General features: G+C 68.6%; 12 protein-coding genes. 9 read left to right on the forward strand and 3 right to left on the reverse strand.

What is annotated here, in order from left to right; translation table 11 throughout:
- The 8 genes from AB4Z48_RS39915 to AB4Z48_RS39950 form a co-directional block, all read left to right on the forward strand.
- The coding region (locus AB4Z48_RS39915) for an acetate--CoA ligase family protein (protein ID WP_441624331.1) at positions 1 to 730 on the forward strand (730 nt) is incomplete at its 5' end.
- A gap of 54 nt (positions 731 to 784) precedes the next feature.
- Entirely contained in the window at positions 785 to 1,771 is a 987-nt protein-coding gene (locus AB4Z48_RS39920) for a tripartite tricarboxylate transporter substrate binding protein (protein WP_441624333.1), read from the forward strand.
- Positions 1,772 to 1,808: 37 nt separating this feature from the next.
- Positions 1,809 to 2,693, forward strand: coding sequence for an SDR family oxidoreductase (locus tag AB4Z48_RS39925; protein WP_441624335.1), 885 nt, complete (start codon positions 1,809 to 1,811; stop codon positions 2,691 to 2,693).
- 1 nt (position 2,694) lies between these two features.
- Positions 2,695 to 3,861 (forward strand): acyl-CoA dehydrogenase family protein, encoded by a 1,167-nt coding sequence (locus tag AB4Z48_RS39930; RefSeq protein WP_441624337.1) that lies wholly within the window; start codon positions 2,695 to 2,697, stop codon positions 3,859 to 3,861.
- 187 nt (positions 3,862 to 4,048) lie between these two features.
- Complete coding sequence (locus AB4Z48_RS39935) at positions 4,049 to 5,299, forward strand: SpoIIE family protein phosphatase (protein WP_441624338.1); 1,251 nt, start codon at positions 4,049 to 4,051, stop codon at positions 5,297 to 5,299.
- A gap of 59 nt (positions 5,300 to 5,358) precedes the next feature.
- A complete protein-coding gene (locus AB4Z48_RS39940) occupies positions 5,359 to 5,928 on the forward strand; it encodes a SiaB family protein kinase (protein WP_441624340.1) in 570 nt (189 codons plus the stop codon).
- 21 nt (positions 5,929 to 5,949) lie between these two features.
- Entirely contained in the window at positions 5,950 to 6,339 is a 390-nt protein-coding gene (locus AB4Z48_RS39945; protein WP_441624342.1) for a DUF1987 domain-containing protein, read from the forward strand.
- Between the two features lie 17 nt (positions 6,340 to 6,356).
- Positions 6,357 to 7,091, forward strand: coding sequence for a GGDEF domain-containing protein (locus AB4Z48_RS39950; protein ID WP_441624344.1), 735 nt, complete (start codon positions 6,357 to 6,359; stop codon positions 7,089 to 7,091).
- A gap of 19 nt (positions 7,092 to 7,110) precedes the next feature.
- Here the strand turns inward: AB4Z48_RS39950 and AB4Z48_RS39955 are convergent, their stop codons facing one another.
- Together AB4Z48_RS39955 and AB4Z48_RS39960 are read right to left on the reverse strand one after the other, a co-directional pair.
- Positions 7,111 to 8,082 (reverse strand): ABC transporter substrate-binding protein, encoded by a 972-nt coding sequence (locus tag AB4Z48_RS39955; protein WP_441624352.1) that lies wholly within the window; start codon positions 8,080 to 8,082, stop codon positions 7,111 to 7,113.
- Between the two features lie 28 nt (positions 8,083 to 8,110).
- A complete protein-coding gene (locus AB4Z48_RS39960) occupies positions 8,111 to 9,208 on the reverse strand; it encodes an LLM class flavin-dependent oxidoreductase (protein WP_441624346.1) in 1,098 nt (365 codons plus the stop codon).
- Between the two features lie 262 nt (positions 9,209 to 9,470).
- On the opposite strand from AB4Z48_RS39960, the gene AB4Z48_RS39965 reads away from it, so the two are divergent.
- Positions 9,471 to 9,728: a hypothetical protein gene (locus AB4Z48_RS39965; RefSeq protein ID WP_441624348.1), complete on the forward strand. Its 258-nt coding sequence runs from the start codon at positions 9,471 to 9,473 to the stop codon at positions 9,726 to 9,728.
- Positions 9,729 to 9,802: 74 nt separating this feature from the next.
- On the opposite strand, the gene AB4Z48_RS39970 is transcribed toward AB4Z48_RS39965, so the two are convergent.
- Positions 9,803 to 10,573 carry a ferredoxin--NADP reductase gene (locus AB4Z48_RS39970; protein WP_441624350.1) on the reverse strand — a complete coding sequence of 257 codons (771 nt, stop codon included), beginning with the start codon at positions 10,571 to 10,573 and terminating at the stop codon, positions 9,803 to 9,805.
- Positions 10,574 to 11,079 lie beyond the last annotated feature (506 nt).

Consider the following 11,079-nt stretch of genomic DNA (forward strand, 5'->3'; position numbering starts at 1 on the left):
CTGGGGCGCGCTGCGTGCCGCGCGCGGCCAGGCGCGCACGCTGCCGGCGCCCGCGCCGTCGTGCGCGCGCATGGACGAGTACGAGGCGAAACAATACCTCGGCGCCCATGGCGTGCCGGTCGGCGACGTGCGCGCGGCCACCACGCCCGCGGCGGCCGCGGACGCCGCGGAGGCGCTTGGCTACCCGGTGGTGGTCAAGATCCTGAGCCCCGATATCCCGCACAAGACCGAGGTGGGCGGCGTGCGCCTGCACCTCGCGGACGCCGCATCGGTCCGCGCGGCTGCCGGGGAGATTGCGGCGGCCGCGAGCCGGGCCGCGCCCGCGGCGGAGCTGCGCGGCGTGCTGGTGCAGAAGATGGAAGCCGGCGAGTGCGAGCTGATCGTCGGCGTCACGCGCGACCCCGTGTTCGGGCTTGCGATGACGGTCGGCCTGGGTGGCATCTTCACGGAGGTGTTCCAGGATGTGTCGCACCGCCTGCTGCCGGTGGACCAGGAGATCGCGCACGCGATGCTCGCCGAGCTGCGCGGCTATCGGCTCATGACCGGCTACCGCAACCGCCCACCCGCCGACGTCGAGGCGGCGGCGCGCGCGATCGCCGCGGTTTCCGATGCCGCCCTCGCGCTGGGCGACACGCTCTCGGAGCTGGAGATCAACCCGCTGCTGGTCAAGGCGGCGGGCCACGGCGCGGTGGCGCTCGACGCACTCGTTCTCCAGGAGCACCACGACTGAAACCGCGCGCAGTACCTCGCTGATCGGAACCACAAAATCAAGACGGAGACACCGATGAAACCAGCAGCCTTCGATCGCAAACGCCGCCAGACCATGTTGACGCTGGCGCTCGGCACTGCCCTGCCGGCGCTCTCGCGGCACGCGGCAGCGGCCGCATTCCCGGCCCAGCCGGTCACGCTCACCGTGCCCTTCGGCGCGGGCGGCGCCACCGACACCGTCATCCGCGCCCTGGCGGAAAGCGCGGGCAAGACCCTGGGCAAGCCCGTGATCGTCGAAAACCGCCCGGGCGCGTCCGGGCTGCTCGGCGCGAACCTGGTGGCGCGCGCCCGCCCCGACGGCTATACGCTCACCGTGATGCCGGAGCCGGTCTTCCGCCTGCCGCACCTGCAGAAGACGCAGTTCGACCCGCTCCAGGACTTCACCTACATCATCCATCTCAGCGGCTATCCGCTCGGCGTGGCCACGCGCAGCGAAACGCCCTGGAAGACCTGGCAGGACCTGGTCGAGGACGCCAGGCGGCGCCCCGGCAAGATCAGCTACGGCACCACCGGCACGGGCGGCACCATGCACGTGACGATGGAGGAGATCTGCCAGAAGGCGGGCATCCAGCTCAACCACGTGCCCTACAAGGGCGAGGCGGAGATCATCACGGCGACGCTCGGCGGGCACATCGACCTGGGCATCACCGCGGGCACCATCGGCAGCTACGTCGATGCCGGCAAGGCGCGCTGGCTGGTGCTGTGGACGGCCCGGCGTTCGCGCCACTGGCCCGCCGTGCCCACGCTGCGCGACCTCGGCATCGATATCGTCTCGACCGGCCCGTTCGGCATCGCCGGCCCGCGCGACATGGACCCGCAGGTGGTGCGCGTGCTGCACGACGCCTTCAAAAGCGCGCTCTACGAGCCGTCCACGGCCAGGCTGCTCGACCGGCTCGACCAGGAAATGGCGTACCTCGACAGCGCCGACTACACGGCGTTCGCGCGCCAGCGCTTCGAGAGCCAGGGCAAGCTGGTCAAGCGGCTGGGACTGAGCGCCGGCTGAACGACATCCATCGCGAATCCAACCGAAAGGACAAGGCATGCAATACCGATCCGTATTCCACCGGGACMTGTTCGCCGGGCAGACGGTGCTGATCACCGGTGGCGGCAGCGGCATCGGCCGCTGCACGGCGCACGAACTGGCCAGTCTCGGCTGCCGGCTGGCGCTGGCCGGGCGCAAGCTCGAGAAGCTGGAGCAGGTGCGCGCGGAGATCGTCGCCGCGCAGCCGGATGCTACCGGCCGGGTCAGCGTGCACGCCTGCGACATCCGCGATGAAGCCCAGGTGCGCGACACCGTGGCCGCGGCGCTGGCGGCACATGGCCGCATCGACGGCCTCTTCAACAATGCCGGGGGCCAGTATCCGTCGGCCCTGCGCGATATCAGCCTCAAGGGCTGGGAAGCCGTGGTGCGCAACAACCTGACAGGCGGCTTCCTGGTCGCGCGCGAATGCTTCACGCAATGGATGGAGGCCAACGGCGGCGCCATCGTCAACATCATCGCCGACATGTGGAACGGCATGCCGGGCCTCGGGCACTCCGGCGCGGCGCGCGCCGGCATGTTGTCGTTCACCGAGACGGCCGCGTGCGAATGGGCGGCGTCGGGGGTGCGCGTCAATGCGGTGGCGCCCGGCTGGATCGCCTCTTCCGGCTTCGATACCTACCCCGAGGCGTTCCAGCAGAAAATCCGGCAACTCGGGCGCAAGGTCCCCCTGCAGCGCCTGGGCACCGAGGCGGAGGTCTCGGCCGCCGTGGTATTCCTGCTCTCGCCGGCGGCGGCCTTCATCACGGGATCGACGCTGCGCGTGGATGGCGGCGTGCCCAATGCCAAGCACACCTGGCCGCTGCCCGAGCACCGGCGCTCGGTGCCGTTCGACGGCTTTCCGCTCTACCAGGCACCGCAATGCCTGGACCCGTCCGCACAATGAGATGCCCAGCCACGATATGATCCTGCAGCCGCCGAACCCCCGTTACTACACCGCCGAGCACGAGGCCTTCCGCGCCTCCGTGCGGCGCTTCTTCGACAAGGAAGTCGCGCCCAATGCCGAGGCCTGGGACGAGGCCGAGAGCTTTCCGCGCGAGCTCTACCGCAAGGCCGCCGAGGCGGGCCTGCTGCAACCCGGCTTTCCCGAGGCCTATGGCGGCGCGCCCTGCGACGCGTTCTATCGCATGATCCTGTTCGAGGAGCGCGCCTGGGGCGGCTCCGGCGGCATCGCGTCGGGGCTGTTCTCGCACACGATCGGCGCGCCGCCGATCGCCGCGGCCGGCAGCGAAGCGCTCAAGGCCAGGGTCCTGCCGCAGATCCTCGCGGGCGAGAAGATCTCCGCGCTCGCCATCAGCGAACCCGCGGCGGGCTCCGACGTCGCGCACCTGGCCACCACCGCAAGGCGCGACGGGGATCACTACGTGGTGAACGGCACCAAGCTGTACATCACCTCGGGCATGCGGGCCGACTATTTCACCGTGGYGGTGCGCACCGGCGGCCCGGATGCCAGGGGTGTTTCGCTGCTGCTGATCGAGCGCGATACCCCGGGCTTCACGCGCACGCCGCTCAAGAAGATGGGCTGGTGGGCTTCCGACACCGCGCAGCTGTTCTTCGAAGACTGCCGGGTGCCGGCGGAGAACCTGATCGGCGAGGAAGGCAAGGGCTTTGCCGCGATCATGAAGAACTTCAATCATGAGCGCCTGGCGCTCGCGGCGGCGGCTTGCGGCTACGCGCAGGTCTGCTTCCACGACGCGCTGGCGTGGGCGCGCGAGCGGCAGACGTTCGGCAAACGGCTGGTGGAACACCAGGTGGTGCGGCACCAGTTCATCGATATGGCCACCCGTATCGAATCGACGCGCGCCATGCTGGACGACCTGGCCAGCCGGCTCGACGACGGCGCGGCGCCGGTGGCGCAGATCGCCATGGCGAAGAACCTCGCCACGCAGACCTTCCAGTTCTGCGCCGACCGCGCAGTCCAGTTGCTCGGCGGCATGGGCTATATGCGCGGCAGCCGGGTGGAGCGCCTGTATCGCGAGGTCAAGGTGATGATGATCGGCGGCGGCGCCGAGGAGATCATGAAGGACCTGGCCGCGCGGCAGCTCGGCCTCTGAAGGCGCGCCCGCCACTCCGCCGCGCGAGCCCGTCGCAGCGGGCCGGCGCGTGCCGGCGCGTGTCGGCGGCCGGAGCGGTCCTTCTTGAAATACCCCCGTAAATCCCCTCTTTTCTTCAAACCGTCACAAAGCCGACATACGCCACTCCTAGAATCGGCGGTTTCCAAATCATCCGGATTCCCTGGCGATGTCTGACGTTCCGGCCGGTTCCAGTGGGGTTGAAACCCGTGCAGGGCGTGCCCGCTTCCGGCAGCCTTGCGCGGAGGATCTGTGCGCCGCCACGCCATCCGTGACCACGGAGCAGACCAACCAGGACGTCCTGGATGTCTTCGGCAAGCACCGCGACCTGGACAGCCTGCCGGTGACCGAGGATGACAGGCCGATCGGGCTGATCAACCGCGCGATCTTCATGTCGCAGATGAGCAAGCCCTATCACCGGGAACTGTACAACCGCAAGAGCTGCATCGCCTTCATGGACAAGGAGCCGCTCGTGGTGGACGCGGCCATGAGCATCGAGGCGCTCACCTTCAAGGCGGTGGAATACGGTGAAAAGGCGCTCGCGGACGGCTTCATCATCGCGCGCGACGGCCATTTCCTCGGCCTCGGGCGTGGCCTGCAGCTGATGCGGGTGGTGGCCGACATGCAGGCGGAGAAGAACCGCCAGATCATGCACAGCATCGACTACGCCAGCATCATCCAGCGCTCGATGCTGCGGCCCTCGCGCGAGGCCATGGCCCGCACGCTCGGCGATGCCGGGCTGGTGTGGGAGCCGCGCGACGTGGTGGGCGGGGATTTCTATCACTTCGCGGCATTCGAGGACGGCTGGTTCGCGGCCCTGGCGGATTGCACCGGGCACGGCGTGCCGGGCGCCTTCATGACGCTGATCGCCTCGTCCATCCTGACGCAGGCGATCGAGCAGCGCGGCCCGCGCGACCCCGGCGCGCTGCTGATGGCGGTCAACCGCGGCATCAAGCAGATGCTCGGCCAGGTGGAATGCAACGGCGATACGCCTGAATCCAATGACGGCCTGGACGCGGCCTTCTTCTGGTTCGACAACGCCAGCCGGCGGCTGTCCTTCGCGGGGGCGAAGAGCTCCCTGTTCGTGCTGCATGCGGGCGACGACGACGGCGAGATGGTGGACGGCGAGCGCATGGGCGCGGGCTATGTCGACACCGGCATGGATTTCGCATGGCGCAACCGCACCGTGCAGACCGCGCCGGGCAGCCTGGTGTTCGTGACCACCGACGGGCTGGTCGACCAGATCGGCGGGCCCAAGGAGATCGCCTTCGGCAAGCGCCGTATCCGCGAGGCGGTGCGGGCCGCCCGGCTCGAGCCGGCCGCGCGCATCAACCAGGCCGTGCTGGCGCAGTACGGCGCCTGGCAAGGCCAGCAGAGCCGCCGCGACGACCTCACCTTCTTCTGCTTCCGCGTTCAATAGCCGGGAATGCGTGGCGGGGCCTGACAACAACGCCGATGACAACGTCGATGACAACGCCGATGAGCGGTACTTCGATTGACCATGAATACGGGGCCTTCTTCGAAATGGCCCGGGAACGCAACGTGATCTTCTACTACGTGGGCTATTTCTCCCAGAACATCATCGCTGCCATGTCGGACGCGGTGCGGCTTCAGCTGGCGGTCAGCGGCGTGGACAACGGCACGCGGCGCAAGCTGTTCTCGTCGTTCGTGGAGATGGCGCAGAACATCGTCCATTACTCGTCTGACGCGCTGACGCCACCCACGCAGGACACCAACCAGCTGCGCCACGGCTCGGTGTGCATCAGCATGATCGACGAGCGCTACCGCCTGATGTGCTCCAACCCCGTGGCGATCTCGCGCGTGGCACAGCTGCGCGCCGCGCTGGAGCCGCTGCGCACGATGACGCTGGACCAGATCAAGCAGGCCTACAAGGAGACCATGCGGGCCGAGGCACCCGAGGGAAGCAAGGGCGCCGGCCTGGGCTTCCTGACCGTGGCGCGCGACGCCAGCGCGCCCCTGGAGTACAACTTCCAGCCGATCGACGCCGATCCGGCTTCGACCATGTTCCACCTGGTCGCCACGATCTGAGCAGGACGAGAAAAGAACGTCATGGAAAACCTGTTCATCGCCGCAACCCCCTCCTCGCCCGAGGTGAATCTCGACTTCGCGCGGCATACGCTGTCGCTCAAGGGCGAGTCCTATCCCGAGAACGCCGCCGTGTTCTACGGCGATGTGATCGTGCGCCTGCGCAAGTACCTGGCCGCCTGCGAGGACACCGAGGTCACCGCGCATGTGGCGCTGACCTACTTCAACAGCTCCAGCACCAAGGTGCTGTTCAGCATGTTCGACGCCATGAACGACGCCGCCGACAAGGGCAACCACGTGATCGTGAACTGGTACCACGACGTCGACGACGACACCATCCTGGAGTTCGGGCAGGAGCTGCACGCCGATTTCCCTGCCATCGAGTTCATCGACCACGCCACCACCGCAGGCTGATACGCGCCGATCCGCCGATGTCCGAGCCTGATCTTTTCGAGTCGGAGAACAGCGCCCTGGCCGGGGCGCGCGCGGTCTTCGGCGACCCGCGCGCCAGCGCCGAGGCGTACCGCCGCACGCTTGGCGAGCTGATTGGCCACTACGAGCGGCTGATGCGCGAGACGCGGCGCCTGATCCGGCGCAGCGACCGCGAGGAACTGGAAATGAACCGGCTCAACCAGCGCCTGCAGGAGCTGGCGCGCGAGCTTGCGTTCCGCGCCACGCGCGACACCCTCACCGGCGCGCTCAACCGCGGCGCGGTGATCGAGCAGGCCGGCATGGTCCTGGCCGGCGGCAGCATGGCGCTGATCGTGCTGGACATCGACCACTTCAAGCGGGTCAACGACACACTCGGCCACCCGGTGGGCGACGCGGTGATCCGCGGCATCACCGACTGCCTGGCGCAGGCCGTACTGGATGCGGGCACCGTCGGGCGCATGGGCGGCGAGGAGTTCGCGGCCTTGCTGCCGGCGCGCTCGCTCGCCGCCGCGATGGAACTGGCCGACCGCATCCGCCTGCGCATTGCGGCCTGTGTCTTTGCCGAGGCGCCCGGGCTGCAGGTGACGGCGAGCTTCGGCGTGAGCTGGAACCCGCGCGGCACCAGCTTCGAGCACGCCTACGGGCGCGCCGACGAAGCACTCTACGAAGCCAAGCGCAGTGGCCGCAACCGGGTGGTGTGCGCGCTGGCGCCCGAACCCGTCCTGCCGCTCTGAGCGCCGGGCCGGCGGCTGGCTACGCCGCCGCCTGGGCGGCCAGCGGGAAGCCCGTATCGAAGGTGGTGCGCACATCCAGCCGCTGCCGGAGCAAACCCGCCTTCAGGTAGAAATCCGCCGTGCGCTGCTGCTCCGCGATCAGCGTGGCATCGATATTGCGCCACTGCGTGCGGCGCCGCTCGAACTGCAGCCGTGCCGCTTCGGGCGGGATGCCGATGATGCGCGCCAGCGCCGCGGAGAAGCCATCCACATGCTGGTAGGACCACGCCTGCGCGCGCGCCGCGCGCTGCAGGAAGTCGCGCAGCACTTCGCGCCTGGCAGCCAGCGCGCTGTCGGTGGCGGCCAGGTAGCTCAGGCCCGACCACAGGCCGCGGCCGTTGACCAGCACGCGCGCGTGCCCGCTGGTCTCGGCCAGCGCGGTGTAAGGCTCCCACGTGGCCCAGGCATCGATCGAGCCGTTGACCAGCGCCAGCTTGGCGTCCGCCGGCGGCAGGAAGCGCAGGTTGGCGTCCTCCGGCTTGAGCCCCGCCGATGCGAGCGCCTTGAGCGTGACGAAGTGGCCGATGGAGCCGCGGTTGGTGCCGATGTTCTTGCCGCGCAGGTCCGCCGCGGTCTTCAGGGGCGAATCCGCGCGCACCAGGACGGCGGTGCCGAACGGGTCCGAGCGGTTGGCGCCGATGATCTTGATGGGCGTGCCCGCGGCCAGCGCGAAGATGACCGGCGCGTCGCCGATGGGGCCGCAATCCACCGCGCCGGCGTTGAGCGCTTCGGCCAGTGGCGCGGCGGCGGGAAACTCCGTCCACTGGATGTCGTAGGACAGGTTCTTCAGTTCGCCCGCGCTCTCCAGCAAGGCGCGCAGGCCGCCCTTCTGGTCGCCGGCCTTGAGCACGGGACGCGCCTGCGCCGCCGCGGCCAGCGGCAGCGTGCCGCTTGCCACTGCCACGCCCGCCGCCGCGCCCAGGCGCAGGAATTGTCTTCTGGATGCCGTCATGTTGCGGTTCGTCATATGCCTGTCGTCGTCACGCCGCGCGGCGCCCGGCGCCGGTTGCCGCCTCGCGCTGCGCCACCAGTTCGCGCACGCGCGGGATCAGCTCGCGGCCGTAGTCCACCGCGTCTTCCAGCGGATCGAAGCCGCGGATCAGGAAGGTGGTGACGCCAAGGTCGTAGTAGTCCAGCAGCGCATCGGCCACCTGTTCGGGCGTGCCGACCAGCGCGGTCGAGTTGGAGCGTGCGCCGGTCAGCTTCGCGATCTCGGTCCACAGGCGCTTGTCCACGCGCGGGCCCTGCCCGGCCGCGGCCAGCAGGCGGCGCGCGCCTTCGCTTTGCTGCGGGCCGCCCTGCCCCAGGCCCGCCGCGTCGCGCAGGCTGCGCGTCTGCGCGAGGATGCGCTCGGCGCGCTCCCAGGCCAGCGCTTCGGTCTGCGCCAGGATCGGGCGGAACGAGACCGAGAAACGCACCTGCCGGCCGTTCTGCGCGGCCTGGGCACGCACGCGCGTGGTGATGTCGCGCACCTGGTCCAGCGATTCGCCCCACAGCGCGTAGACATCGGCATGACGCCCGGCGACCTCGATGGCGGCGTCCGAGGCGCCGCCGAAGAAGACCGGCACATGCGGGCGCTGCGCTGGCTTGACCTCCGAGAAGCCCTGCGTGAAGCGGTAGTACCTGCCTTCATGATCGAACGGTTTGTCCTCGGTCCAGATGCGGCGCAGGATGCCGAGGTACTCATCGGTGCGCGCGTAGCGCTCGTCATGGCTGAGGAAATCGCCGTCGCGCTGCTGCTCCGAGTCCGAGCCGCCGGAGATGAAATGCACGCCGAGCCGGCCGCCGCTGAACTGGTCGAGCGAGGCGATCTGCCGCGCCGCCAGCGTGGGCGCGGTAAAGCCGGGCCGGTGCGCCAGCATGAAATGCACGCGCTCGGTCACGGCCGCCGCGTAGGAAATGGTGAGCGTGGCCGAGGGCCCGGTGGAGTGATGTGGCACCAGCACGCGGTCGAAGCCGGCCTGTTCGTGCGCCTGCGCGAAGGCTCGCACATAGTCGCGATCCACCACCGGCCCGCTGGCCGGATGGATCTCCGACTGCTTCTGGGTCTGGATCATGCCAATGATTTCCACGCTCATCGAAGACTCCTGTTCCTGGTTCGGGATGCGGCGGCATGGGCGATGGGCCCGGTCCGCGCGGACAAGCCGTGAACATACGCCGCGCCTGCGCGGTTCTTAACGAATAAGAACGCAAGTGAATATGCGGTTCACGCCAGGGCGCCCAAAGCCGGTGGGCGCATATCGATGGGCAGTTTCCTTCTTTGCGCCGGCGCTCAGGCGCGCGGTAGCCTGCCGGGCGCGAGGCATGACGGCCTTGCCGGCAAAGCGGGGAAGCAAGGCAATGGAACGAACGACGGAACAAGCGAGCGCGATCGCGCAAGGGGCGGCAGGCCCCGTACCGGCTGACGAAGCGGGTGGTCCGGCGTGCGCGGGACATGGCGTGCGGCGCGGCGCCTGGCGCGGGCGCGCAGGCGCGGCCGCAGGCGCGGCGGGACTATGCCTGGCGCTGGGAGCGGACTCGGGATGGATGCAACTGGCGGGGGTCTTCCTGACCACCCTGGGCATGCACTTCTGGGTGATGTCCCGCCAGCAGGCCTAGCCGCCGGGAAAAACCCCGCCGGGAAGCGAGGGCGACATCCCTGTCGCCCGTCGTATCAGGTGTGAGCGGCAGGCTCAGCCGACGAAGGCCTTTTCCAGCACAAAGTGGCCCGGGTGGTTCATATTGCCTTCGACGAAGTGCTGCTCGACCAGGATGTTGCGCACATCCTTGAGCATGTCGGGGCTGCCGCACAGCATGATGCGGTCGTTCTCGAGCGAGAACGAGGGCACATCCAGGCGCTCGAACAGTTCGCCCGAGGCGATCAGGTCGGTGATGCGGCCCTGGTTGTCGAATTCCTCGCGGGTCACGGTGGGGAAATACACCAGCTTGTCGCGCACCAGTTCGCCCAGGTATTCATGCTGCGGCAGGTGCTCCTGGATCAGTTCGCGGTAAGCCAGTTCCTCGACGAAGCGGCAGGTGTGGGTCAGCACGATCTTGTCGTAGCGCTCGTACACTTCCGGGTCGCGGATGATCGACAGGAACGGGGCCAGGCCGGTGCCGGTGGCCAGCAGCCACAGGGTCTTGCCAGGCAGCAGGTTGTCGACCAGCAGCGTGCCGGTGGGCTTCTTGCCGACGAAGATCTGGTCGCCTTCGCGCAGGTGCTGCAGGCGCGAGGTCAGCGGGCCGTCAGGCACCTTGATGCTGAAGAATTCCAGCGTTTCCTCGTAGTTGGCGCTGGCGATGCTGTAGGCGCGCAGCAGCGGGCGGCCGTTGACCTCCAGGCCCACCATGGCGAACTGGCCGTTCTCGAAGCGGAAGCCAGGATCGCGGGTGCAGGTGAAGCTGAAGAGCGTGTCGGTCCAGTGGTGGACGGAGAGGATGCTTTGCTGGTTGAGATTGCTCATGAAAAAGGCGCTGGAGAGCGCTTTGTAGCGCCGGCGTCGAAGGGCCTCGTGCCAATGGCGGGCGAAAGCTTGCCGGTTGCGTTCAACAAGGCGGCTCCGGTCCGAAGGCTGGAAGACACGCCGACTCAAAAGTGAGAAAGATAGCGGATTTTAGGAGAAAACGCAGGCCGCGTGCCAATTCATGCCCGATAACATGGTCTTATGCGGGTTTCGGGGCGTCCGCACCGGCGTTTTTCGCGCGCCTTCGCGCTGCCCGCCCTGCTTTGCGGTGATCCAAAAGACACTTATGCATGCTTGACACGATGCAGCACCGCGTCCGGAATCGTGTGCGATGATGCACTTCAGCACGCCGCGCGGCCGCCGCCGCGCCCTGCCTCAGACAAGGAACACCATGATCCAGATGTCTTCACTGCACATCCCGGCGCGCAAAGCCGTGCTGCTGGCGTGCGCCGCCGCGCTCGGCCTGGCGGCCGGTGCCGCCCGCAGCGTCGGGGCCGCGGGCGGCG

This window comes from Cupriavidus sp. 2TAF22 (genome assembly GCF_052115045.1).
Lineage (GTDB): Bacteria > Pseudomonadota > Gammaproteobacteria > Burkholderiales > Burkholderiaceae > Cupriavidus.

Coding starts and splice junctions, on each gene's coding strand:
- AB4Z48_RS39940 (WP_441624340.1), top strand. CDS start 5,359: ATGAGCGGTACTTCGATTGACCATGAATACGGGGCCTTCTTCGAAATG.
- AB4Z48_RS39950 (WP_441624344.1), top strand. CDS start 6,357: ATGTCCGAGCCTGATCTTTTCGAGTCGGAGAACAGCGCCCTGGCCGGG.
- AB4Z48_RS39970 (WP_441624350.1), bottom strand. CDS start 10,573: ATGAGCAATCTCAACCAGCAAAGCATCCTCTCCGTCCACCACTGGACC.
- AB4Z48_RS39945 (WP_441624342.1), top strand. CDS start 5,950: ATGGAAAACCTGTTCATCGCCGCAACCCCCTCCTCGCCCGAGGTGAAT.
- AB4Z48_RS39960 (WP_441624346.1), bottom strand. CDS start 9,208: ATGAGCGTGGAAATCATTGGCATGATCCAGACCCAGAAGCAGTCGGAG.
- AB4Z48_RS39935 (WP_441624338.1), top strand. CDS start 4,049: ATGTCTGACGTTCCGGCCGGTTCCAGTGGGGTTGAAACCCGTGCAGGG.
- AB4Z48_RS39965 (WP_441624348.1), top strand. CDS start 9,471: ATGGAACGAACGACGGAACAAGCGAGCGCGATCGCGCAAGGGGCGGCA.
- AB4Z48_RS39955 (WP_441624352.1), bottom strand. CDS start 8,082: ATGACGGCATCCAGAAGACAATTCCTGCGCCTGGGCGCGGCGGCGGGC.
- AB4Z48_RS39920 (WP_441624333.1), top strand. CDS start 785: ATGAAACCAGCAGCCTTCGATCGCAAACGCCGCCAGACCATGTTGACG.